At 33.3% G+C, this 25816-nt stretch carries 24 protein-coding genes; 23 read left to right on the plus strand and 1 reads right to left on the minus strand.

The genetic code is table 11. From position 1 onward, the window contains the following. Nucleotides 1–47 precede the first annotated feature (47 nt). Nucleotides 48–371 carry a type II toxin-antitoxin system Phd/YefM family antitoxin gene (locus CAN42_RS05320; protein ID WP_019131811.1) on the minus strand — a complete coding sequence of 108 codons (324 nt, stop codon included), beginning with the start codon at nucleotides 369–371 and terminating at the stop codon, nucleotides 48–50. A gap of 89 nt (nucleotides 372–460) precedes the next feature. On the opposite strand from CAN42_RS05320, the gene CAN42_RS05325 reads away from it, so the two are divergent. The 23 genes from CAN42_RS05325 (at nucleotide 461) to CAN42_RS05430 (ending at nucleotide 25810) form a co-directional block, all read left to right on the plus strand. Next, nucleotides 461–3526 (plus strand): phage tail tape measure protein, encoded by a 3066-nt coding sequence (locus tag CAN42_RS05325; protein ID WP_085875837.1) that lies wholly within the window; start codon nucleotides 461–463, stop codon nucleotides 3524–3526. A 101-nt stretch (nucleotides 3527–3627) separates the two neighbouring features. After that, the gene (locus CAN42_RS05330; RefSeq protein ID WP_085875838.1) at nucleotides 3628–3990 is read left to right on the plus strand and encodes a hypothetical protein; all 363 of its coding nucleotides are present in this window, start codon (nucleotides 3628–3630) and stop codon (nucleotides 3988–3990) included. Then, nucleotides 3990–5873 carry a hypothetical protein gene (locus CAN42_RS05335; protein WP_085875839.1) on the plus strand — a complete coding sequence of 628 codons (1884 nt, stop codon included), beginning with the start codon at nucleotides 3990–3992 and terminating at the stop codon, nucleotides 5871–5873. Before CAN42_RS05330 ends, CAN42_RS05335 begins: the two co-directional genes overlap by 1 nt. Then, nucleotides 5866–7248, plus strand: a complete 1383-nt coding sequence (locus CAN42_RS05340) for a hypothetical protein (RefSeq protein ID WP_085875840.1) — start codon at nucleotides 5866–5868, stop codon at nucleotides 7246–7248. The genes CAN42_RS05335 and CAN42_RS05340 overlap by 8 nt, the downstream gene beginning before the upstream one ends. A 1-nt stretch (nucleotide 7249) precedes the next feature. Continuing rightward, a complete protein-coding gene (locus tag CAN42_RS05345) occupies nucleotides 7250–7651 on the plus strand; it encodes a phage holin family protein (protein WP_019125117.1) in 402 nt (133 codons plus the stop codon). After that, nucleotides 7652–8461 carry an N-acetylmuramoyl-L-alanine amidase gene (locus CAN42_RS05350; protein WP_085875841.1) on the plus strand — a complete coding sequence of 270 codons (810 nt, stop codon included), beginning with the start codon at nucleotides 7652–7654 and terminating at the stop codon, nucleotides 8459–8461. It abuts the gene before it with no gap. A gap of 50 nt (nucleotides 8462–8511) precedes the next feature. Next, on the plus strand, nucleotides 8512–9150 hold the full coding sequence (locus CAN42_RS05355; RefSeq protein ID WP_085875842.1) for a hypothetical protein: 639 nt from the start codon (nucleotides 8512–8514) through the stop codon (nucleotides 9148–9150). A gap of 138 nt (nucleotides 9151–9288) precedes the next feature. Next, nucleotides 9289–9681 carry a sigma factor-like helix-turn-helix DNA-binding protein gene (locus CAN42_RS05360; RefSeq protein WP_085875843.1) on the plus strand — a complete coding sequence of 131 codons (393 nt, stop codon included), beginning with the start codon at nucleotides 9289–9291 and terminating at the stop codon, nucleotides 9679–9681. Next, nucleotides 9671–9835 carry an SHOCT domain-containing protein gene (locus tag CAN42_RS09005; protein ID WP_167627561.1) on the plus strand — a complete coding sequence of 55 codons (165 nt, stop codon included), beginning with the start codon at nucleotides 9671–9673 and terminating at the stop codon, nucleotides 9833–9835. Before CAN42_RS05360 ends, CAN42_RS09005 begins: the two co-directional genes overlap by 11 nt. 43 nt (nucleotides 9836–9878) lie before the next feature. Further along, the gene (locus CAN42_RS05365) at nucleotides 9879–11369 is read left to right on the plus strand and encodes a recombinase family protein (protein WP_085875844.1); all 1491 of its coding nucleotides are present in this window, start codon (nucleotides 9879–9881) and stop codon (nucleotides 11367–11369) included. Continuing rightward, nucleotides 11354–12925 (plus strand): recombinase family protein, encoded by a 1572-nt coding sequence (locus CAN42_RS05370; RefSeq protein WP_085875845.1) that lies wholly within the window; start codon nucleotides 11354–11356, stop codon nucleotides 12923–12925. Before CAN42_RS05365 ends, CAN42_RS05370 begins: the two co-directional genes overlap by 16 nt. A gap of 72 nt (nucleotides 12926–12997) precedes the next feature. Next, entirely contained in the window at nucleotides 12998–13555 is a 558-nt protein-coding gene (locus CAN42_RS05375; protein WP_085875108.1) for a helix-turn-helix domain-containing protein, read from the plus strand. Next, nucleotides 13543–14412 (plus strand): IS3 family transposase, encoded by an 870-nt coding sequence (locus CAN42_RS05380; protein WP_245149842.1) that lies wholly within the window; start codon nucleotides 13543–13545, stop codon nucleotides 14410–14412. Before CAN42_RS05375 ends, CAN42_RS05380 begins: the two co-directional genes overlap by 13 nt. Before the next feature lie 262 nt (nucleotides 14413–14674). Beyond that, the gene (locus tag CAN42_RS05385; RefSeq protein WP_280630435.1) at nucleotides 14675–15184 is read left to right on the plus strand and encodes a magnesium chelatase subunit ChlI family protein; all 510 of its coding nucleotides are present in this window, start codon (nucleotides 14675–14677) and stop codon (nucleotides 15182–15184) included. A gap of 10 nt (nucleotides 15185–15194) precedes the next feature. Further along, a complete protein-coding gene (dprA, locus tag CAN42_RS05390; protein WP_085875847.1) occupies nucleotides 15195–16274 on the plus strand; it encodes a DNA-processing protein DprA in 1080 nt (359 codons plus the stop codon). Nucleotides 16275–16299: 25 nt separating this feature from the next. Then, on the plus strand, nucleotides 16300–18378 hold the full coding sequence (gene topA / locus CAN42_RS05395; protein ID WP_085875848.1) for a type I DNA topoisomerase: 2079 nt from the start codon (nucleotides 16300–16302) through the stop codon (nucleotides 18376–18378). Further along, on the plus strand, nucleotides 18371–19816 hold the full coding sequence (locus CAN42_RS05400; RefSeq protein ID WP_085875849.1) for a GspE/PulE family protein: 1446 nt from the start codon (nucleotides 18371–18373) through the stop codon (nucleotides 19814–19816). The genes topA and CAN42_RS05400 overlap by 8 nt, the downstream gene beginning before the upstream one ends. Next, a complete protein-coding gene (locus CAN42_RS05405) occupies nucleotides 19813–20982 on the plus strand; it encodes a type II secretion system F family protein (RefSeq protein ID WP_085875850.1) in 1170 nt (389 codons plus the stop codon). The genes CAN42_RS05400 and CAN42_RS05405 overlap by 4 nt, the downstream gene beginning before the upstream one ends. Nucleotides 20983–20991: 9 nt before the next feature. Next, nucleotides 20992–21372, plus strand: a complete 381-nt coding sequence (locus CAN42_RS05410) for a prepilin-type N-terminal cleavage/methylation domain-containing protein (protein ID WP_085875851.1) — start codon at nucleotides 20992–20994, stop codon at nucleotides 21370–21372. Further along, nucleotides 21362–22093, plus strand: coding sequence for a prepilin peptidase (locus CAN42_RS05415; RefSeq protein WP_085875852.1), 732 nt, complete (start codon nucleotides 21362–21364; stop codon nucleotides 22091–22093). Before CAN42_RS05410 ends, CAN42_RS05415 begins: the two co-directional genes overlap by 11 nt. Nucleotides 22094–22096: 3 nt before the next feature. Then, nucleotides 22097–23380, plus strand: a complete 1284-nt coding sequence (locus CAN42_RS05420) for a type IV pilus biogenesis protein PilM (RefSeq protein ID WP_085875853.1) — start codon at nucleotides 22097–22099, stop codon at nucleotides 23378–23380. Nucleotides 23381–23408: 28 nt separating this feature from the next. Further along, on the plus strand, nucleotides 23409–24392 hold the full coding sequence (locus CAN42_RS05425; protein WP_085875854.1) for an AIR synthase family protein: 984 nt from the start codon (nucleotides 23409–23411) through the stop codon (nucleotides 24390–24392). A gap of 71 nt (nucleotides 24393–24463) precedes the next feature. Continuing rightward, a complete protein-coding gene (locus tag CAN42_RS05430) occupies nucleotides 24464–25810 on the plus strand; it encodes an N-acetylmuramoyl-L-alanine amidase (RefSeq protein WP_085875855.1) in 1347 nt (448 codons plus the stop codon). Nucleotides 25811–25816 lie beyond the last annotated feature (6 nt).

Here is a 25816-nt window from a genome sequence, read left to right on the forward strand (position 1 = left end):
GGCTTTATAGTCTTGGATGGCTTCTTTTATAAAGGATAGTTTATAGTTCATTCAATTTCGTCCTCATCAAGAGGAGAGACTTCATTTAAATTGATATGAAAGGCTTCTTCAAATTCATCTTGAGAAATTAAATCGGATTTATCCATTGATGACATCCTTGTATTGGCAAGCATAAGATCTCTTGCATCTTCGAGTTCATCAATAAGTTTCATATATTCATCTGGGGAAAGAAGAATGCACTCAGGGGCGTTATTTTTTAATACAACTTTAGAACCATTTACTTTAACATCATCGAAAATACGTCCAGCTAGACCTCGATTGAATTCAGAAATGGATACAGTCTTATTGGATAATTCTTTTACAAAATTCATACTTATCACCTCAAGATAAGTATAGCAAAAATTGATAAAAACATCAACAAAAACACTGATAAATATATCTCTAAAGAGGAGGTGAGATATTGGCAAATAGAATAAAAGGGATAACTGTTGAGATTGGTGGAGATACTACCAAATTACAGACCGCACTAAAACAAGTTAATACGGAGATAAAACATACCCAATCAGAACTTCGTGATGTCAATAAACTTCTAAAACTTGATCCTGGAAATACAGAACTTATCTCCCAAAAGCATAAGCTATTAGGACAGACCTTAGAAGAAACAAAGAACAAATTAACTTCTTTGAAAGAGGCACAAAAACAAGCTGAACAGGCTCTTGCAGAAGGAAAGATTTCCCAAGAGCAATATGATGCACTTAAACGAGAGATTATTGAAACAGAACAAGCCCTTAAATCTTTAGAAAGGCAAGGTGCAACCACTAATCAAACCCTGCAAAACATAGCTATTACTGGAGAAAAATGGCAAAACACAGGGCAAAATATAGAAAATGTAGGAAGAAAAATGATGCCAGTATCTCTTGCAGTAGCAGGTCTTGGGGTAGCGGCTGTAAAGACTGCATCAGATTTTGATTCAGGTATGTCAAAGGTAAAAGCAGTATCTGGTGCAACAGGCTCCGACTTTGATGCCCTAAGGGAAAAGGCTCGTGAAATGGGGGCCAAGACCAAGTTCTCAGCATCTGAAGCGGCAGAGGCTATGAACTACATGGCTATGGCTGGTTGGAAAAGTAAAGATATGATTAGTGGTATTGAAGGAGTCATGAACCTTGCTGCAGCTAGTGGTGAGGATCTAGCTACTACTTCAGATATCGTTACAGATGCCCTTACAGCCTTTGGTTTAAAAGCTGAAGACTCTTCTCACTTTGCTGATGTTCTTGCTGCTGCATCATCTAATGCCAATACCAATGTTTCATTAATGGGTGAAACCTTCAAATATGCTGCACCTATTGCTGGGACACTTGGCTATTCAGTTGAAGATACAGCAGTAGCTATAGGTTTAATGGCTAACGCAGGAATAAAAGGCTCACAAGCAGGGACCGCTTTAAGGTCTGGACTAACAAGACTCGCATCACCAACTAAAGAAGTTATTAATGGAATGTCCATGTTGGGATTATCTATTGAAGATGTACAGGGCCTTTCACTTGATGAAACTCTAAGCACCTTTAGGGTAGCCTTTGCTAATTTAGATGGAACTCAAAAAGCACAAGCAGCATCCATGATATTTGGTAAAAATGCCATGTCTGGAATGTTGGCAATTATAAATGCCAGTGAGAAAGACTATAATAGTTTGAGTGATGCCATCTATAATGCAGATGGAACAGCAGAAAAAATGGCTGCTACTATGCAGGATAACCTAGCTGGCCAATTAAAGATTTTACAATCTGCCTTAGAAGAATTAGCTATATCCTTTGGAGAACTTTTGATGCCTGCTGTTAGAAAAGCAGTAGATATATTAACAAAACTGGTAAATGGACTTAATGCACTTCCAGGTCCAGTAAAAGGTATTATTGCAGGTATCGGTCTTTTTATAGCTGCTCTTGGTCCTGTACTTATGATTGTAGGAAAACTTATTTGGTCAATCGGAACTATTATGACCAAAGGACCTCTAATAGTAGGAGGAATAACTAAGATAGTTGGAATCTTTACAGGTACACTTATACCAGCAATCACTGCAGTAGTATCAGCCATTGGTATTGTTCCTATTGCTATTGGTGCAGTAATAGCTGGTCTTGTTCTTTTATGGAAGAAGTGCGACTGGTTTAGAGAAGGGGTCATCTCCATATGGGAAACTATTAAGGAATCAACTGTTGCTATTTGGAATGGAATAAAAGAATTCTTCGTAAACCTATGGCAAGGGATATCTGATTCATGGACAAATACCTGGACTGAAATCACAAGTTTTCTATCAGACTTCTGGTCTGGATTTATTGAAGGTGTTAAGACTACTTGGAAAGGCATCAAGGACTTCTTTGCCAACCTATGGAATGGACTTTCTGAAGGATGGAATACTACCTGGACATCTATAACAACTTTTCTAACTGAATCTTGGAATACCTTTATTGAGGGAGCAAAGAGTCTATGGCAAAGTTTAGGAGAGTTCTTTACGAGCCTCTGGACGGGAATTCAAACAACTTTTACCAATATATGGACAGCTATTTCAACTACAACTACAGAAGTATTTACTGCAGTTGGAGAGTTTATCAGAACTACTTGGGAAGGTATTAAGACTTTAATTTCAACCGTTCTTGATGCAATCAAAGTAAAAGTAGAGACTATTTGGAATGGACTAAAAGAATTTTTAACAACAGTTATTACTGCTATTGGAGAATTTATTTCTACATCCTGGACAAACATAAAAACTACAATTGAGACTATCTTGACTTCTATTAAGACAGTCCTTGAATCAATCTGGAATGGGATAAAGACCTTTATCTCATCAACAATGAATAATATTAAATCCTTTGTTTCATCTGGTTGGAATTCCATAAAGTCGACTATTTCATCTGCAGTAAATACCGCGAAGTCAGCAGTATCGTCTGCCTTTAATTCTATGAGATCAAGCATTTCATCGACCATGTCAAATATTCAGTCCACTATTAGAAATGGATTTAATAATGCAGTTAATCACATTAAGAATTTAGCATTTCAAGCTTATACATGGGGAGCCGATATGATTAACGGAATTGCTAGAGGGATTAGAAGTGCAATTAGCAATGTTACATCGGCTGTATCGAATGTAGCATCAACTATTAGGTCTTACCTGCACTTCTCTGTTCCAGATGTTGGTCCGCTTACCGACTATGAATCATGGATGCCTGATTTTATGGAAGGTTTATCTAAAGGAATTGAAAAGAGCAGGAGATTAGTACAATCTTCAATGAAAAATGTGGCAAGCGATATGGTTTTAAGCCCCAATATATCATCTCTAGGTATTGGAGGACATGATAAAGAATCCAATATAAATGGGATTGATATAGGAAGACAAATATCTGATGCACTTGCAAACATAAATTTAAAATCTGAAAATTCTGGAGATATAGTCATACCAGTTTATCTTGGTGGAACTCTCCTTGATGAAGTTATTGTCAATGCATCTATGCGTAAGAATTTAAGAAGTGGAGGTAGATAATGACCTAACCCAAAATCTATGATTTTGTTGGTAGGTCAGATGCAGTCTCACCCCATGAACAAGGAGCAAAGCGACGCAGTGAATGGAGGTGTAGTCGTATAATGAAATATCAATCATATTTAATTATTGAAGGAGTAGACCTACCTCTACCAAATTCTTATGATTTGGAGTTTAGAGATATAGAAGCAGATACTGGAGGAGAAACAGAAGCAGGCACTATTCAAAGGGATATTGTTAGAAATAAAGTAGCAAGTATTTCTGTAAGTTTTTCTTGTAGTCCTAAACTTGTAAAGACCTTAAGCAATTTTGCTAACAAGTCTAATCTTAAAGTTAAATTCTTAGATACAGAAACATTGGAACTAAAAGAGACACAAATGTATATAGACAAGTTTCAAGTCAAACTAATAAAAGATACTTCTTATAAAGGATTGTGGGAAGTATCTTTTTCATTGGAGGAATATTGATGTATCTAACAAGCAATGAATATAAAACAGTTATAAAAAAGAACTCTCGTAAATTTTACTGGACGGGAAATATCATCTTAAAAGATGAAACAATCATTCCATTTACCAATAAAGATATTCTTAAAGGGTCTGGATACATCCATCGATCCTGCTCTGGATCATCTGAGCTTGAAATAGGTACAGTTTATGCTGGAGAACTTGGAATCAGTCTTTTTTCAGATATAGATAGGTATTCTCTAGAAGATTCAAAGCTAGAACTTTTTTATCATCAAGAATTAGAGAATAAAAAGATAGAAACCATACCAATGGGAATTTTTGATGTCACTGAAGCAAATAGGTCTAAGAAAATTTTAGAACTAAAAGGATATGACTATATGCTTAGATTTGATAAGAATTTCCCAGTAACAGATACCTTTGGTACAGCCTTTGAACTACTAAGTCTTTCATGTGAGAAGTGCAAGGTAGAACTAGGAATGACGGAAGATGAGGTAAAAGCTTTTGTAAATGGTGAGGAAGTTTTGGCAATTTATCAAGACCATGATATAGAGACTTACAGGGACTTTATTCACTATATAGCATCAACCCTTGGTGCTTTTGCTGGGGTTTCTCGTGATGGGAAATTGGTTTTAAGAAAGTATGCAGAAAGTATATCAACTGAAATTAAAACGAGAGAAAGATTTTCTTCATCAATATCAGATTTTAAGACAAGATATACAGCCATCAACTCAACAAATGCAAAGACTAAAATAGCTGAATACTACTCTTTAGAAAATGATGATGGTCTAACTATGAATCTTGGAATAAATCCACTGATGCAGTTAGGACTTCCAGAAAAAAGGAAAAGAATGTGTGAGGTACTTCTTACTGAAATTTGTAAGATTCATCACACACCTTTTGACATGGTGACTATAGGAGACCCAAGCCTTGATGTTGGAGATAGGATAGCTATTTCTTACGAAGAAGAAAAGATAGAAGGACTTATCACTGATATTGAATACAAGATAAATGGTAAGCATAGAATTCTTGGTGTAGGGAAGAACCCATACTTATCTAGGGCTAAAAGCAAGAATGATAAGAATATAGCAGGACTTTTAAACCAGATTGAATCTGAAAAATTAGTTGTTCATTCATATTCAAATTATTCTGCCTTTAATATTTCCACAACAGATACACCAATAATTCGTATAGAATTTGCATCCAATAAAGAAACGGAGGCAATTTTTAATGCATCTATCTTGTTAAATATAATTTGTGATACTGAAGAAAAAATAAGAAAGATATCTAGAAAGGTCAAGAAACAAGTTGAGGTATTAAATGAAGAAGTAAAGTCCTATGATCCTCCAAAGTTTGATACCCAAGAGGGCACAAGCGAAAAAGAGGAAGTAGAAGAATTAGACTTTATTGAAAACATAGAAATACCAACAAGGATTATTGTTACCTATGTTTTTAATGATACGAAAATAGAACATCACATTCCAAAGGAAACCTACCTAAGTGGTGACCATATTTTAAATCTTTTTTATCCATTAACTAAACTTCAGGAAAAGACGATGAACAACTTCTCAGTGCTTATTAGACTTGAATCAGGACAAGCTATGATAGGTAAAGATAATGCTATTGCGGCTATATCTGGTCAATCTCTAGGTTCTACAGAGGCTTGGGATGGAAAGCTTAAGATTGATGAATCTTGGAAGAGAATAGAACTTAGTCATTCATTCCTGCTTAGGAAATTCAATGCTGAATACAAAGTAGAAAGTCAAGTCCCAAGACCACTAGCATTTAATGAAAAGGTAGGAAGATTTAAATATCGGGGGTTGGTGCTTGGAAAATATAAAGAAGAAATCGCTACAGAATTTAAAGATAAGGAGGAAGGAAATGCTTAAGGGTAAATCAGTAATTGAGCTAACTGATGTGAGAACAAATACGAAGGAGATATATGAAGATGAAAACTTAATAACTAATGCAGTCCCAGATTTATTAAGACTCAATCCATCAGGACTAATGTATCCAGTCGGAGAGGAACTTGTAACAAAATTTCACGAAGAGATTTTTCCAATTGCCAATAAATGCTATGGTGGAATCTTGTTATTTGAAAATCCTCTTGATGAAGATCCTAAAAAAATATATCCACCATCTGATAATAAGATTATTGGATATGCTTCAAATGATGTTAATTCAACGGATGCATCTAAAAGGGGGTCGGCAAACTTAACTGAATCTTCTCCCATAGATAATGGATATAAATTTGTATGGGACTTTTCTACATCACAAGGAAATGGAAGAATATCGTCACTAGCGTTGACCCATTATAGAGGAGGTAAATTTTATTATGGAGATGAAAATGGTAGGGACCCATTTCTCCTTTTAAATAGAACAAAAATGAGTTCTGATAGGAATATCACAGATATTTATCAAGGATGTGTTGAGTATGATTTGGAAAGTAACACATTGGTATCAATATGGCCTAAAAATAATAAATCTATAGACATAGTTAAGTTAAAAGAATCAATTACCAGTATTGGTCTAAACGATCCAATACTTACAAAAGGTTTTAATAAAGAAGATAAAACCGTAGTAGATGCTACCGAATTTTTTAACAAGTGCAGCACATGGTATGAGTCTTGTTTTTATGATGGGAAAAATGGATATTGGTATGGATTTGCCGTTAATAGAAGCAACCTTATAAGAATGAAGATTTCAAAAATTGATTATTCTACAACTGTTGATAATTGGTCATTGAACAATGTTAGGCTTTATAAAACTGGGGAGTATAAAACACAATCAAGCAGTTATTGTGAAAGAAAAACATTTAGTTGTATAAAAGATGGTTATTTATATGCACTAGATTATAACAATAGCAATTTTTTATATAAAATTAATATTGAAAATCCTGTAGATATCAATAAGTTTGACCTTGGCTACGATATTATTAGAGTATTCTATTCAGGGGAATACTCATATTTAACTAATTGGGGGGATTTTGTATTAGGTTATAAATTTGCGATTAGTAAAAATGACCAAATTTTCTCGAACAAAGATAATTCTAATTATCAAGGAAGAGGTCTACAAAATTTAATGTCTGCAACAGTAAATCTAGGTCCATTAATTTTAGGATATGGGGGATATGAAGATACTTTTTATAAACTTTTATTTCTTCATACTCCATATCTAGGAACAATTAATAACTTATCAAGTCCAATATTAAAAACGGCAGATAAGACAATGAAAATAACATATACCTTAACAGAGGAGGAATAAAATGAATAAGTTTTTAGAAATACTAAAAGTATGTTTTACAGCCATTGGAGGATGGTTGGGATTTTATCTTGGAAGTGTAGATGCTTTTATTTACACACTACTTGCTTTTGTAATAGCTGACTATTTGACAGGAGTTTTGAGAGCAGGGGTCGAAAGAAAACTGTCTTCATCCATAGGATTTAAAGGGATAGCTAAAAAGATAATGATTTTTATAGTTGTAGGTATCGCAAACCTATGTGATGTAAATTTAATCAAAGGTGATGGGACAATGATAAGAACAGCCATCATCTTTTTTTATATAGCAAATGAAGGGCTTTCTATCTTAGAAAACTCTGTAGCTTTAGGATTGCCAGTACCAGAAAAATTAAAAAGAGTATTAGAACAATTCAAGGAGGAGAAATAAATGAGTAATAGTCCATTAGTACAAGCAAGAATTCTTTCACCTAACCATAGTGGAAGAAGAAATCAAGAGATAACTAAAATAGCAATTCACCATGCAGCTGGAGTTATAAATGGTAGAAATCTTGCTGGGATATTTGTGCCAAGGTCAAGACGTGCATCAGCTAACTACAATTTAGGATCCGATGGAGTCATTGTTTTAGGAGTAGATGAATCTAACAGAGCCTGGACAACCTCATCTTCCTGGTGTGACAATCGAGCAGTCACAATTGAAGTAGGGAACTCTACGAGAGGACCTCAGTGGTTAGTTTCTGATTACGTTTTAAATAGACTAATTGATTTAGTGACAGACATCTGCAGGAGAAATGGAATCTATCCTTGCACCTATACTGGGGGCAAGGATGGCGTTCTTCAAAAACACGAGTGGTATAAAAATACAAATTGTCCTGGCCCATATCTAGGAAGTAAGTTCCCATATATAGCAAGTGAAGTCAATAAAAGACTAAGAGAAAATAAGAATGTTAGTAATCCAACAGGTGGGATATATAGAGTTAGAAAATCTTGGTCTGATATAAAAAGCCAGAAAGGTGCATTTAAGAATTTAGAAAATGCCAAAAGATGTGCCGATAGATTTGGATTAAAAGTTTTCGATGCTAATGGCAAGATAGTATATCCAGTTGGAAAGACAATCGACCAATTAGCGAGAGAAGTTATAAGTGGGAAATGGGGTAATGGAGAAGAGAGAAAAAGAAGGTTAACTCAAGCTGGATACGACTATTATGCAGTTCAGAGAAGAGTGAATAGTATGTTATAAAATAGCATTAAAAAATCAAATGTCTTATAATATCCATAGGAGTTAATGCTATGAATAATTTAGAATTAGAAGTTATAAATATTTTGAACGCTGACGAAAGAATTCTAAACTTTTCTTTTGCCAAGAAAACTAAGTCAGCCTATTTTATAATAATAAAAGGTGATAGTGAATATATTACCTTTAGAATAAGTAATCATCCGACGAACTCTTTTTATTCAAATAGGACCTTTAATAATAAAAAGGACTTAAATCAATTACTGGAAGAAATAAGAAATTATTTGGATAAGACAGACTGGTACACTTTTAAATATGAAGACTACTTTTGTTTAAAAACACTATCCAACATTCCATTTGAAAGAATACAATTCTATATTGATAATACGATGGGTATTTTTGACCATTCATTAGGTGGACTTGTATTTTATCAAAGTAGAGAATTTGGGAGAAACAATAAAGAATTTAATGTAGTGTCTGAATCATTTCAGAAGGAACTGAGAAAACTTTTTGCATCAGGTTTAATTAGTTCCCACAGAGAAGGCAAAGATGATCTCCTGGTTTATATTAATAAATCTGGTAAAGTTATGATGGATTTAACGGAGAATAAATACAAAGAGAGATATAAAGATGATGAAAAAAATATTAACTATAGATATATATATAGAAGTACCAGAAGTAGAATAAACTTTTAAAATATGCATATAAAGTTAACTTAATATTTAAGGATAAGTCCTGACGGTTTTCGTAAAAGAAAATTTGTCAGGACTTTTTTTTATTTTAGACCGGAAAAAGGCCTCTTAAAAACACTTAGACAGTTAGGAGGTTATTTTATGAATCTAACAGATAAAGAGAAAATAATAGAATTGAGGATTAAGGGGTTTGGATATAAAAAGATAGCGTCCGAACTAAGTATAAGTGTTAATACAGTAAAGTCTTATTGTCAGAGAAATGGATTAAGCGGCACAGGTAACGATAGGTGCAAAAATTGCGGCGTTTTAGTCAAGCAAAATCCGAAGAGAAAAAAGAAGAAGTTTTGCTCAGATAAATGTAGATTAACATGGTGGAATTCTCATCAAGATAAAATAAATAAAAGAGCAAATTACACCTTAACTTGTAACCATTGTGGCAAAAACTTTATTTCTTATGGAAATAAAAACAGAAAGTACTGCTCTCACAGTTGTTATATATCAGCTAGTTTTTGTGGTGACGAAAATGCACAATAGAGAAATTATCTACCAAGTTACCATGAGTTATGTAAGACAGTTATTACGTAGAAACTTAATAACTGAAGAGGAATACCATGAATTCAATAAAAAAATGCTTGATAAATATAATCCTGAAATAGGTGACTTAATAGCAGATATAGACTTGATATAGTGCGGATAGTACGGGAATATGTAATGAAAGAAAGGAGGAAAAAATGGCTAAAATTACAAAAATTAAGAACCAAAATCTTAAGTTAAATGCCAAAATAAAAGTTGCTGCATATGCTCGTGTATCCGAAGCAACTGATATGACACATAAATCACTATCAGCTCAAGTTAACAACTATAAGAAACTTATTAAGAGCAATCCAGAATGGGATTATGCAGGGGTTTATGCAGACGAAGGAATCACAGGAAGAACAACGAAAAATAGGGCAGAATTTAATCGACTTTTAGAAGATTGTAAGGCGGGAAAAATTAACATGGTATTGGTCAAAAGTATCAGTCGTTTTGCAAGAGATACAGTAGATTGCTTGAATACAGTTAGAGAACTGAAAGACTTAAATATAGCTGTATATTTTGAACGAGAAAGAATAAACTCTTTAACTTCTGAGGGAGAGCTTCTTCTAACATTACTGGCCTCATTTGCTCAAGAAGAATCAAGATCAATTTCTGAAAATGTTAAATGGGGTATAAAAAAGAACTTTGAACAAGGAATAGAAAATGGTCACATTGCTCCTTATGGGTATTACTGGGACGGAGAAAAATATAGAATAATTCCTTTTGAAGGTAAAGTCGTAAAAGAAATATATGAAAGATATCTAAAGGGAGAATCTGCCTATGCAATTGCTAAAGATTTAGGTAACCGAGGAATAGTTGGAAGACAAGGTAGACAATTAGAACAAACAACGGTTAAGGACATTCTATCAAGTATCTCTTATACAGGTGATATGATCCTTCAAAAAAATTACATTGATGAATCTAAAGTAAGAAAAAGAAATAAAGGCGAACTTCCTATGTATTTGGTAGAAAACATGTATGAACCCTTAGTTTCAAAAGAAGATTATCAAAAAGCTCTTAATATTAGAAGAGAAAGAGCAGAAAAAATGCCAAATAAAAATCCAATTTTGACACCTTATTCAGGATTAGTAAAATGTGGAAATTGTGGAAGTGGGATTAGCAGAAGAACGGCAGGAAATAAAAAGAAATGGGTTTGTAACACAAAGGAACGTAAAGGATTAGACTGTTGTGATAGTAGACCAATTAAGGAAGAAGAATTGATAAAAGCATCTGATGAGGTAATTGGGCTTAGTGGATACAGTAACGAGGAGTTTAAAGATAGAATTAAAGAAATAAAAATCTTTGGAGACAGACTCGAGTTTAAACTCAAGAATGGAAAGATTAAAGTTATAGAAAGAACCTACACTGGAGAGAGGGGTTCGAATCCATTCACTAATAAAATTTACTGTAAACAATGTGGGAGTAAATGCATTAGACACAACAACGGAAAATCTAAAGCTTGGTTTTGTACAAACAGAGATTTCAAACCATTATCTGAAGAAGAATTAAAAAAGGCGGCATTTAAAATCCTAGGGAGTAACTTTCAAGGAAAAGTAGTAGAGCACATTAAAATAATCAATATTTCAAAAAATAAGTTAGAATTTCTTTTTAAGAATGGAGATGAGAAGATATGGCAAAGAGAGTAACAAAAATACCTGCTACACTAAATTTAATATCCTCACAACCCTTATCACAAGTGAAAAAAAGAAGGACTGCAGGTTATGCTAGGGTTTCTACTGACAGTGAAGAACAAGCAACAAGTTATGAAACACAAATGGCTTATTATAAGAACTACATCGAATCAAGAAGTGATTGGGAGTTTGTAGGAATGTATTCTGATGAAGGAATCAGTGCCACTAACACGAAAAGAAGAGATGGATTTAAACAAATGATAAATGACGCCTTAGATGGAAAAATTGATTTAATAATAACTAAGTCAGTTTCTAGGTTTGCAAGAAACACTGTAGACTCCCTTCAAAATGTAAGAAAATTAAAAGAGAAAGGCGTAGAAATATATTTTGAAAAAGAAAATATATGGACGCTTGATGCCAAGGGAGAACTTTTAATAACCATCATGTCGTCACTTGCACAGGAAGAATCAAGAAGTATTTCTGAAAATACGACATGGGGAAAAAGAAAACAATTCGCTGAAGGAAAAGTAAGCCTTGGATACAAACATTTCTTGGGTTATGATAAAGACTTTAAAATCAATGAAGAAGAAGCAAAAATTGTAAGACTTATTTATAGGCTATTTATAACGGGACTTTCTTATACAGCTATTGCTAAGGAATTAGAAAAGAGAGGATTTAAAACAACCTATGGAAAAGACAAATGGCACGCTTCTACAATAAAATCAATACTAACCAATGAGAAGTATAAGGGAGACGCTTTACTACAAAAAGAATATACAACTGACTTTTTACAAAAGACTAGAAAAATGAACGAAGGCGAAATCCCTCAGTACTATGTTGAAGACCATCATTCAGGAATAATAAGTCCTGAACAATTTGAATTCGTCCAGTTAGAAATTGATAGAAGAAAATCTCAAGGAAGAAAAAGTGGTAATTCAATATTTTCAAGTAAAATAAAGTGTGGTTGCTGTGGCGCATGGTATGGAGAAAAGGTATGGCACTCTAATACAAAGTATAGACATAAGATTTATAGGTGCAATAAAAAATATAAAAAGGGAGAAGAACCATGCAACTCTCCTACTATTGATGAAGAGCAAATAAAAGAAATTTTTCTCAAGTCGCTAAATTCATTGGCGTCTATAAAAAAAGAAGTAAAACAAAATTTACAAACACTACTTAAAACAGTTTACAACACCGCAGATCTAGAAAGAGAATCTGAAAATCTTAAGGAAGAACTGATTATTATAAGTAAACGAATTGAAGACTTGGTTAGAGAAAATGCAATGAGTAATGGAAACCAGGTCAATTTTATAGGAAAAGAAGAGCGATTAAGAAATATATACAACGAGAAATTCAACAAATTTAAAAACATTGATGAAGAAATTAAGCAAAAAAAAGATAAAGAAAATGAAATCTTAGGTTTTATAAAAAATATAGATTCTATGGAAAACAGTTATAAATCTTTTGATAAAGATCTATGGGCTGGGCTAGTTGACTATATAGAAATGGATAAAGAAGGTATAGCAAAGGTGATATTTAAGGGTGGAACCGTAGTAAAAGTCGAAATTTAAAACATCTCACATGTTGTGAACTGACCCCCAAAAGTTGGACTTAAAAACCAACTTAAGGAGGTCAGTTTTTAAATGGCAAAATACAAAACAGAATTTAAGGTTAAAGTAGTAAAAGAATATCTTGAAGGAAATGTAAGTTACAAAGACTTAGCAAAAAAATACTCCATACCAGATAAACATATCGTTAGAACTTGGGTTAATGCTTATGAATCTCAAGGCTATGAAGGACTAAAAGTATCAAGAAAAAATAATAACTACTCTTTAGACTTAAAACTAAATGTAGTAGACTTGTATTTAACAGGAGAAATGTCCTATCAAAGCCTAGCAAATGAACTTAAAATCAGCAATCCATCCATGATAGCTAGATGGGTAAAAGAATTTAGAGACGAAGGCATAGAAGGACTGAAACCAAAAAAGAGAGGAAGACCTTTAAATATGCCAAATACAGATAAAAATAAAGATTTAAAAAACAAACATAATAAAACAAAAAAAGAATTGAGTGAATTAGAAAAACTAAGAAAAGAAAACTACTATCTTCAAATGGAAGTAGAAATTCTAAAAAAAAAGATTCAATTCTCTCAAATGACAGAAACAGAAATAGACGAATATCTAAGGTCATTAGATCATTAAGAGATAAATTCAAACTAAATGATCTTTTAGAATACTTTAACTTTCCAAAATCAAGCTACATGTATTGGCAACAACGCTTAGACATACCAAACAAAGATGAGCAAGTAGAGAAGAAAATACTAGAGATTAGAAAAGATAATCCAAACTATGGATACAGAAGAATAACAGCAATGTTAAAGAAAACAGGGCTTTTGATAAATAAAAAGAAAGTTCAAAGACTAGTACAAAAGCTAAAACTTCAAGTAACAAACTTCTCAAGAAAAACAAGAAAATACTCATCATACAAAGGAACAATAGGTAGAGTAGCAGACAATAAAATAAATAGAAACTTTAAAGTAGAAAAAGCCTACACATATATAACAACAGATACAACAGAATTTAAGTATCTAGAAAAAGATACAAAAGACAACTATCAAGTAAAAAAACTTTATCTAAATCCATATTTAGATATGTATAATGGTGAAATAATATCCTATGAGATATCAAAACAACCAACACTAGAACCAATACTAAAAGCCTTAGACAAAGCAATAGAAATAACAAGCACTAACAAGAATAAGAGGATCTTTCATTCAGACCAAGGATGGGCTTATCAAATAAAACAATATACATCAAGACTTGAAAAAGAAGGGATAACCCAATCGATGTCAAGAAAGGGAAATTGCCTAGATAACTCCCCAATGGAAAACTTCTTCGGGATACTTAAACAAGAAATCTACTATGGCAAGAAATTCTATTCATATGAAGAATTAAAAGAAACAATAGAAGAGTATATAGAATATTACAATAAAGACAGAATAAAAGAAAAATTAGGATATTTAAGTCCAGTGGAATATAGAAAGTTAAACGCAGCATAAAAAATTTTCCACCCCTAGGGGTGGAAAGCAATAAAATAATACCAGAACTAGTAAACTACCAGTCCTGGTATTAGGTCCAACTTTATGGGGTCACCACAGTTGTGGGGTGTTTTTTTTATGTGGTATAATAAATACAATTTGCTTAATACCAAAAAAAATCGAACAAAGTTCAGTGGAATAATTTCAATAGATAGCAATATAATATATAGAAGAAAATAGTAGAAGTAAGGGGGGTGCAAAAGTTTAATTATCGTAGAATTGTATCAAATGTGTCGTAGCAATGAATCCATGTCCCTGTGGATATCATAACTCAAAGACCCACGAGTGTACTTGTTCGCCTTATGAAATTCAAAGGTATCTTTCAAAAATTTCTCATCCACTCTTGGACAGGATTGACATCCATCTTGAAGTGCCAGAAGTTAATTACAAGGAAATATCTTCAGAGAGGTCTGGCGAATCCTCTGAAGCTATAAGGAATAGGGTCAAGTATATTAGAGAACTTCAAAAGGATAGGTTTAAAGATGAGTCCTTTAAGTATAATTCAGAAATTCCTGAGAATAAATTAAAGAGGTATTGCCCTCTCGATAAAAATTCTGAAAAGATACTAGAGCTTGCCTTTAAAAAATATGGAATGAGTGCCAGAACTTACAACAAAATTTTAAAAATTGCAAGGACCATTGCCGATATGGATGGCTGTGAAAATATAAAAGAAGATCACATTCTTGAAAGTATTCAGTACAGGACAATGGATAAAAAATTCTGGGGCAATTAGGAGTTGAAAGATGAAGGAAAGAGACTTACTTATTTTTTTAAATGCTATAAATTTTTCTAGCGAAAATTCTCTAAAAGTTCTAGATTATTTAATGGATAAAAACCTTCCTCTTGAAGATTTTTATAAGGTAGATTTCTTAGAAGAACAAGTTCTTACTGAAAGAAGTGCCAATCGATTAGATGAAAGAGCTGGGGACTTTGATCTTATAATAGAAAAAATTAGTGAAAAAATAAATTCAATTGGAGTTCACATAGTCACTATTCTCGATGAAGCTTATCCCGATGAACTTAGGTATATTGAAGACCCACCTTCTGTCTTATATGTTAGAGGTAACTTAAAAGTTTATAACCCTATTGCCTTTGTAGGAGCTAGGTCACATTCTTCTTATGGGAACATGGCTGTCAATAAGATAATCGACGATCTAAGATTTTATGATTTTACAATTGTAAGTGGTATGGCATATGGGATTGATACCTTGTCTCACAGGAGGGCGCTTCTAAATAACTTAAACACGATTGCTGTCTTGGGAACGGGAATAGATGTTATTTATCCCAAGTCAAATAAGTCTCTCTATGAAGAAATTTCTGAGAAGGGAGCTGTCATTAGTGAGTTTCCTCTTGGAACACAAGCCAACAAATTTACTTTTCCTTTGAGAAACAGAATAATTTCTGGACTTTCAAAAACTGTTGTTGTCGTCGAAGCAAAGGACAAGTCAGGCAGTCTTATAACTGCAAGGCTAGCCGCAGAACAGGGCAGGGAAGTTTTTGCAGTTCCTGGAAATATAACTTCTATTTATTCAGTTGGAACTAATAAGTTGATACGTGATGGAGCCATACCTCTAGTTGAGATAAAAGATATTCTAGACTTTTATCCAGGTATCCTAACTAAAAAGGAAAGGGAAGAAAAGATAGACTTAGACCTTGAAGAGATGGCAGTCTATAATCTCATAGAGAAGGGGATAAATAACACAAATGATATTTGCAATAATTTAAATAATGAGGTATTTTATATAAATAAGCTGTTGACCAAGTTAGAACTTAAGGGAATTATTGAAAAAATTTCTATGAATGAATTTCAAATTTTAAAATAAACAAGAGGAAGAAGGAGATGATATTTTGGCAAAAAATCTTGTGATAGTGGAGTCGCCCACTAAGGCAAAGACAATAAAAAAGATGCTTGGCACAAATTACAATGTAATTGCATCTGTAGGCCACGTTAGAGACCTACCTAAGTCAAAGCTTGGCATCGATATAGAAAATGATTTTGAACCACAATACATGAATATATATGGCAAGGGAGCCCTTATAAAAGAAATTAAGGCTGAAGCGAAAAAGGCTGATAAGATATTTCTCGCAACCGACCCCGATAGGGAGGGTGAGGCAATCTCTTGGCACCTTTCTTATATTTTAGATATGAAGGAAGATGACAAGAATAGGGTTACCTTTAATGAAATAACTAAGGACACTGTAAAAAGAGAAATCAAAAATCCAAGAGCAATAGATATGAACTTGGTTGATGCTCAGCAAGCAAGACGTGAACTTGATAGACTTGCAGGCTATAAGATTTCTCCACTACTATGGAAAAAAGTTAAGTCTGGTCTTTCAGCAGGTCGTGTTCAATCAGCTGTCTTAAAATTAATTTGCGATAGGGAAGAAGAAATTAACAACTTTATCCCAGAAGAATATTGGACTATTGAAGCTGATTTAAGGGCTGGAAGACGAAAACTTCTTGCAGAATACTATGGTGTAAAGGAAAAAGATAAGGCTAAGAAGGTTGAACTTAAAACTGAAAAAGATGCCGACAAGGTAATAAAAAATATTGATAGGGATAAATTTACAGTGGACTCTGTGAAGAAGGGAAAAAGAGTTAGAAAGTCTCCAAATCCTTTTACCACATCTACAATGCAACAAGAGAGTTCTAGGAGAATTAATTTTTCTACAAAGAAGACTATGATGGTTGCACAAAGTCTTTATGAAGGTGTAAAACTTCCTAAGGAAGGTTCAGTGGGACTTATCACTTATATGAGAACTGACTCTGTGAGAATTTCCCAAGAAGCACAAAATGCCTGCCTCAGCTTCATAGAAAAGTCCTATGGCAAAAACTATCTTGGTAAGTCCAAAGCACCTGCCAAAAAAACTGAAAATGTACAAGATGCCCACGAATGTATTAGGCCAACAGATGTTACAAAGACTCCTTACTCTATTAAAGATTCCCTTTCAAAGGATCAATTTAAATTATATTCTTTGATTTGGAACAGGTTTGTTGCATCACTTATGGCAAATGCAATTTTTGATACAATTTCAGCTGACATAATTTCTAAACATCAAATATTTAGGGTAAGCGGATCAACTTTGAACTTTGATGGATACCTAAGAGTTTATGACTACAATCCTGAAAAGGCAAAGGAACTCCCTCCTCTTGAAGAAGGACAAGTTTTAAAATTAAAAGATATAACAAAGGAACAACACTTTACAAGTCCACCCCCAAGATACAATGAAGCTTCACTTATCAAAGAGTTAGAAGCCTTAGGAGTTGGAAGACCTTCTACCTATGCACCAACAATTTCAACATTGCAAAGTAGGTACTATGTAGTTCTCGAAGAAAAGAAATTTGTTCCAACAGAGCTTGGTAACACAGTAAACGAAATTTTAGTAGAAAATTTTGACAACCTTGTCGATAAGAAATTCACTGCGCAGATGGAATTCGAACTTGATGAAATTGCTGCAGGTAAAAAACCTTGGAAGGAACTTGTGAGGTCCTTCTATGGAGATTTAAAGGAAGATCTCGACAAGGCCTATGAAAATATAGAAAAAGTTGAAATTGAAGACCCAGTAACTGATGTGATTTGCGACAAGTGTGGCAGGAATATGGTTATTAAAATGGGTCGATATGGAAAGTTTTTAGCTTGCCCAGGCTTTCCTGAATGCAAGAACACTAAACCTCTTGTTGAAAAAATTGGAGTCAAGTGCCCAGACTGCGGCGATGGAGAAATTGTTGTTAAGAGGTCTAAGAAGGGAAGAATTTTTTATGGCTGTGACCATTATCCAAAGTGTGAATTTGTATCTTGGAACAAGCCAATTAATGAAAAATGTCCAAAATGCGGCAGCATCTTAACAGAAATGAATTCTAGAAATAAAAAGACAATAAAATGTAGTAACTCTACTTGCGACTACAGGAGAGAGGAAAATGAATAAATTTTCATTTGATATTAAAAAGATTTTGACAGAAAACTTCTGCCGAAAGAATTTTATAGCTCCCAATAGAGAAGAAGGCGACCTTGTGGTCTTCTACTCTTTACATATTAATGATGAGATTTTAAAGTACAATCTCAGCGAAAAACTTGGAAGGAAAATTTCTTTTGAAGAAGCTTCCTTAGAAAAGATTAATGGAATCTTAGATGAGATCTACAAAAGCGACAGAAAAGATTATCTCTTAGAAGACATAAATAATAAATATGAGGACTTAATTGTCTTAGAAGATGAGGACAAGGAAGATTCGCCGGCAGTTAGGGTCCTTGATTACATACTTAGAGAAAGTATTGAGAAAAATGCCAGCGATATTCACATTGAACCAAGATTTGATAACATAATAGTAAGAATTAGGATTGACGGAGCCCTAAATAAGTTAATTGATTTGCCTAAAAAGATTTATCCCTATCTTGTTACCAGGATAAAAATCTTGTCTCAATTAGATATTTCTGAAAAGAGACTTCCTCAAGATGGAAGATTTTCCTTTGACTTCAAGGGAGAGAAAATTGACATTAGGGTTGCAAGTACACCAACTGGTAACGGCGAAAAAATAGTTTTGAGAATTTTGGATATTCAAAGAATTTCTTACACTCCAGAGGGCATTGGTCTTGTGGGAGAAAATTATGACAAGGTAATGAAATTAATTTCTCAACCCTCAGGCTTAATTTTAATTTGCGGACCAACATCTACTGGTAAGACTTCATCCCTTTATACACTTCTAAGAAAGATTCAAGATGATGATATTAACATCATGACTATTGAGGACCCAATTGAATATAAAATCGATGGGATAAATCAAATTGAAGTAAACCCCAACACAGGTCTAAGTTTTGAAAAGGGACTTAAGGCAATTTTGAGGATGGACCCAGACAAGATAATGATTGGTGAGATAAGAAATGAAGATACAGCCCATATTGCAATTTCATCTTCTATAACAGGTCACCTAGTCTTGTCTACTCTTCACACAGAATCTTCTCCAGCATCAATAGGAAGACTTCTTGATATGGGTATTGAAGCCTACCTAATTTCGGCAGGTCTTATTGGAGTCATATCTCAAAGGTTGATAAGAAGACTTTGTCCACATTGTAAAGAAAAAATTAAAAACACTAATCCACTCGTAAAAAGTGAATTTATTTATAGGGCAAAAGGATGTAATAAGTGTAATCAAGGTTACTTAGGCAGGATGGCGGTCTTTGAAATTATGATTGTTGATTCTGAAATTAGAGAAATGATAAGCAAGAGAGAGTCTGTTAAAAATATAAAAGCCTTGGCAATAGAAAAGGGAATGAAGACCCTATCAAGTGAAATTTTAAATTTAATAGAAGCTGGCGAGACAACTTTTGACGAGTTTTACAAAAACATAAATACTGTTGGTGAGTTATGATTTACAAGTACAAGGCCTTTAGGGGCAGTGAAAAAGTTAAGGGAAATATTGAGGCTGACAACTTAAAAGAAGCCAAAGAAAAATTAAAGAGAGAGGGACTTAGACCCATAAAGATTGAAGAAAATATCGAGTCATCAAATTCCTTTGGATACAAGAAGAAGTTTAGGAATGAAGATCTCTATATTTTATTTAGACAGCTTTCTCTTTTTATAAACTCTGGAATAAATATAGAAAAGGCCTTTGAGATACTACCTTCACAATTTCCAAAGGACAAGGGAAAAATTTTAAGTGATATAAGAGACAGCCTAAGGTCTGGTAGTGACCTATCCGATTCAATGAAGATGACGGGAGCCTTTCCAAGTCTTGTGATAAATATGGTATATGTAGGAGAGAACACTTCGAGCCTAGGCAAAATTTTTGATAAGCTATCTGACTATTACATCAAAAAGAGAAAGACCCAGTCTAAAATAATTGAGGCTATGGCATATCCCTGTATCCTCTTGGTGACTTCAATCTTTATAATTAATTTTCTAATTATAAATGTCATCCCAAGTTTTGGAGAAATATTTGCTGACAACAATAATTTGCTCCCACTTCCAACAAGAATTTTAATGGGATTTTCAAATTTTGTTTATAAGTATTATTTATTTATAATTTTACTTTTAATATTTGTGGTAGCGATTGCACTTGTTCATAATAAAAAGAAGCCGAAGACTTTTTATTCCTTACTGCTCAAGTCATCCTACTACAAGATGACAAGGTCTATGAACTTATCCTTTAATATGGATCTCTTACTTGGATCTGGTTTAACAGTGGACAGGAGTCTTGAAATAATTTCTAGTATGGAGAAGAACTCGGTCTTAAAAGAAAAGTATCAAGAAATTTTATTTAAACTAAAGTCAGGCGAGCCTCTCTATAAAGGTGCCCAAGAAGCAGGAGTGTTTTCAAAGGTTTTAGTTTCTATGATTAGGGTTGGTGAAGAGTCCTCTAGCCTTAGAGAAATTTTTTCTATTATGTCTTCTTACTATGAAGAAGAATTAAACTCTCGCAACCAAAAAATTCTCGGTCTAATGGGACCAATTTTAATAATAATTATGGCATTGATAATTGGATTTATAGTGCTATCTATTGCACTTCCAATTTTTGACATGGTAAATCAATTTTAGGAGGGACATATGAAGAACGCAAAGAAAAATAAGGGATTTACCCTAATCGAGTTGGTTATCGTAATAGCCATTATTGCAATTTTAATTTCCATTGCAGCGATGAAGTACAGCTCAACGAACTTAGCAGCAGAGGCAGCAGCTCACAATGCCAATGTCAAGGTCTTAAAGAGTGCAGGCATCTTATATCTAATTGATCATCCAGATTCTGATAAAAGTATTAATGTCGAAGCTTTAAAACCATACCTTGAAGGAGGAAAGATACCAAAGCCTGCTAAGCATTTAAAAGTAGAAAAATTTACTATTACTTCAACAGAAGATGGAGACGTGACAGTTAGTCCAGGTCCACTTAAGGTTCAAGATAAGAAGTTAGTCAAAGAGAATGAAAGTTAATTTATATTTTATTTTTATATCTTTATTAGTATTTTTATTTGGTGGGTCTCTTGGATCCTTTTACCAAGTTTTTATTGAGAGAAGAGAAAGAGGAGAAGACTTTATATTTTCAAGAAGTTCTTGCAACTCTTGTAATAAGACTTTGAGGTTTTATGAGATGGTCCCAGTTTTTTCTTATATATTTTTAAGAGGAAGCTGTTCTTCCTGTGGAGAAAAAATTGGGAGAGAAAACTTTTATATAGAAGTCTTAACTTCTCTCTTAGCTCTCTTGGTTTTCATTAGATACAAGATTTCTCTTGAAGCCCTAATAATTATTTTTATTGTAATAGTAGCAAGCTTTATAGGAGCCCTTGATTATAAGACAGGATACATTTATAACCTTGACCTCTTTATACTTTTATTCTTTGTGATAATCTATAAAATTTTTATAAGTGGAGGGGTACTTGCTTCTATAAAGTTTTCTCTTGCTATGGGCCTTATATTTTTTTTATTGTATTATTTCACAGGAATGATGGGGCTAGGCGATGTCTACTATGCTTTTATCATGGGTTTAGTTGCCAACAATTTATTTGATGCCTTTCTATTATTTCGCGACTCCTTTATAATTGCTGGCATTGTATCCTTGATTTTGCTTTTACTAAAGAAGAAGACCCTTAAGGATTCAATTTCCTTTGGGCCCTTTATGACTACAGCTATAATTATTTTCTTTATTTGCAGGTGAATTATGTTTGACAGAAAAATAAAAATTAAACTTAACGATGGATTTATAAATATTTTTGATGAGACGAAAAAAGAAGAAGAAAAGATTAGTATTCCCATGCCCTATAGGATTTATAGGGATGGGAATATTTTAGATTATCATCATTTTTTCTACAAGATGGGCAAAGTTTTTAAAAAATTAGACTTAAATAAGAAGGACAAAGTCTTTATTATTTTTGCTTCTACTTCCTTCATCCATATCAACTACAAGGTCCCAGAAATTGATGAGAGTGAGATAAGAGACTTTTTAAAGCTTGAGTTAGAAGATTATGGAGATTTTAATCTAAGTGATTATGAAATTTTTTACAAGAAAAACTCTATAGGAAGTACTTTAGATTTTTCTATTGACCTTGTTCCTAAGAAAATGATTGAAGCTTTAAAAGAAGTTTTAGAAAAGTTAGAAGTTACAAACTATGAAATTCTCCCAGAGGCTCAAAGCTTATCTGGAGATGGTAAGTTTGTAGAGATACAAGCAGCTTACATAAAGTTAATTTCTCTTGAAGACAAGTTGGTAAAAACTTACAAGAAAATTTATGATGAGAACATTGAGGGTATGATTGGAGACAATGAACTAGAAGAAAAAAATGCCTCTAACATAATTAATCTTTGCTATGACATAGAAGAGCAGAAGGTTGAAGAGGACTTTCTCTTTAAGTATAGAAATTTCTTCCTTAGGTACATAAGCAAGCTAGAAAACTTTGCTGGAGGAGATAAAATTTATATCTTTGGAAGGATTGCTGACTCAGAAACCATAAAGGACCTTTTAAAGTCTTATAGCAATTTAGAGTTTGAGTATATTGGAGAAAATTTGGAAGTTAGTCTTCCAGATGCAAAAGAAAAGAAGAAGGCTAGAATAAATAAAAATTATATTAATTTCATCCTTCCCTTGGCTATTTTAATTTTAATAACTTCCAACCTCATCTACTACAATAAGCTTAAGAAAGAAAAGGAACTTACAAGTAAAATGAAAAGTTCTCAAGAAGTAGAAGCTAACGAAAGAATAGATTTATCATCTGATAGGTTTCAAGAAAAAAATAAAAAATTTATAGAAAAGATTGCTGAGATACAAAAACTTGAAGACGATAACTTGGTTATAACTTCTTATAACTTTGACAAGGGAAGAATAATGGTTAAGGGACTTGTCAAAGATGAGTCTTATTTTAACAAAAAATTTAAAGACCTAAATATTGTTAGCAAGAATTTTTACAAGGAAAATGGATTTAACAAATTTGAAATGCAAATAAAATAAGTGTAAAATTCTTGAGAGGTGTAAAAAAATGGAGATTGGAAAATTAAAAACAGATTTGTTGGAAAAATATATTTTCAACAAGCTAGTTTCAAATAGAGAAGAAGTTATCATGGGCGGAGGAACAGGCCTTGACAATGCAGTGATGGACTTTGGAGGAGACCTTATTGTTGCATCAACTGACCCCATAACAGGAGCGACAAAAAATCTTGGCTCTCTTGCAATAAACATTTCTGTAAATGATGTGAACTGTCAATGTGCAGATCCAGTTGGAATCTTGATGACACTTTTAATTCCACCATCAGCTAGTCTTGATGACTTAAAAGAAATTGTAGATGATGCGACAAGAACAGCAGGGGAATTAAATGTAGATATTGTAGGAGGTCATACAGAAGTCACTGACGCTGTAAATAAAATTGTAATTTCAACAACTGTTATTGGAAGAGTTAATAAAAAGAGAAGACCAGACCTAAAGACAGTGATGGCAGGAGATGTCCTTGCTGTTTCCAAACATCTTGGAATTGAAGGCACAAGTATAATTGCTCATGAGAAGGATGAAGTAAAAAGTTTTTTAAGCGAAGAAGAATATGAACTTGCAATATCACTTTCAAGGGACCTTTCTGTCCTTAAAGAATCAAAGCTTGCAGGCAAGTATGGTGTTAAGCACATGCACGATATAACTGAAGGTGGACTTTTTGGTGCAGTGTGGGAAACTTCTAAGGCCCTAGGTCATGGAATTAAAATTTTTGCCGATGCAATCCCACTACTTGATGTGACAAAAAAGATTTGTGATTTTTATAAAATCAATCCAATGAAATTAATTTCATCTGGGTCTATGCTAATGGTTTTTGATGGCGAAAAATTTAATGACTTCAAAGAAGAAGCAGAAGCTAGTGGCATTAAGGTTACAAAAGTTGGCGAGGTAAACAATGAAGACCAAGCTGTAGTTAAGTATGAGGACAGAGAAATTATCTTACAAGATCCAGATCCTGATGAACTTTATAAGGTGGTTTAAAATTATTACAATTCAGTTACACTGTTGACATTAATTACTAAAATTTATAAACTCTTATCTAGGTGAATTAAATGAAAAGAATTATTAAAATTTCGATATTGTCTTTGGCACTACTTATAAGTCCAGTATTTGCCAATAATCTATTTAATGTAAGCATAGGTAGAACTCAGTTTCAAGTTAAGAAGGCTGGAGTTCTTGTGAACGACAAAGTCTTGAAAACAGAATTTTCTCCCTACATAAAACAGGGAAGGACCTTCGTGCCTATTCGTGAAATCACAGAAAATCTTGGGGCAGAAGTAAAGTGGAATAACTTGGATAAGTCAATTAAGATTAGTCTTAATGGCGATACAATTGATATGAAGATTAACAGCCCCAATGTAAGTGTAAACGGCAAAAAAATTAGCCTAGATAATGCACAAGCTCCTCAACTTACTCTATACTCAAGTCCTAGAAAAGAAACTAAGACAATGGTTCCTTTGAGGTTCATATCAGAAACCTTTGGTTATGAAGTTGATTGGAATAATGATGAGCTTAGGGCAGAAATAAAGACTGATAAGTCTAAATCAATCGCTGAAGGCGACGATAAAGAAAATTCAAAAGATACTAAGAAGGATAAAAATTCCAAGAACAACAAGAAGACTAAATCCAAGAATAAGTCAATTGATTCAAAATCTATTTTTGATAATGATTATTTTCAATCTAATCAAGAAAAGAAAGAAACTAATAAGATAAAGAAGGAAATCAAGGACGGCAATAAGGAAAAAGTCTTTGACCAAGCAGACCTTGAAAAGTCAGATGAAAAAGCACAAAGAGTAATAAAAGACAGAATTGAAGTAAATGGAAAATTAAAAATTGTAATTGATCCAGGACATGGTGGAAAAGATTCAGGTGCTATTGCCCTTGACGGAGAAACTTATGAAAAAACTGTCAACCTCTTAGTTGCAGAAAAACTTATGGATAAGTTGAGTGCAAATAGTGAAATAAGTCCAACAATAACAAGAACTAGAGATGAATACATTCAGCTCTTAGATAGGGCAGGAGTTTCTAATAATGAAGATGCCCACTTATTCTTGTCAATTCACTTTAATAGTTCTGACAACTCTAGTGCCAAGGGAATAGAAGTCCTTTATGCATCAGAAAAGAATATAAGAATAAAGGATACAGTTCAAAAAAATTTTGCAAACTGTCTTCAAAAAGCTCTTATAAAAGAAACTGGAGCAGTAAACCGTGGAATTATAAATAGACCTGCAATCATTGTTTTGAATAAGACAAAAAATGTTGCAGCCTTAGCAGAGCTTGGATTTTTATCAAATCCAGATGAGTTAGAAAAGATTAAAGACCCTGCCTACATTGATAAATTAGCTCAAGGACTCTATAATGGTATAGTAGATTATATGAATACCTATGTAGACAAGTAGAAGGGA

This window comes from Peptoniphilus vaginalis (assembly GCF_900176605.1).
In the GTDB taxonomy this organism is placed as follows: Bacteria; Bacillota; Clostridia; order Tissierellales; family Peptoniphilaceae; genus Peptoniphilus_A; species Peptoniphilus_A vaginalis.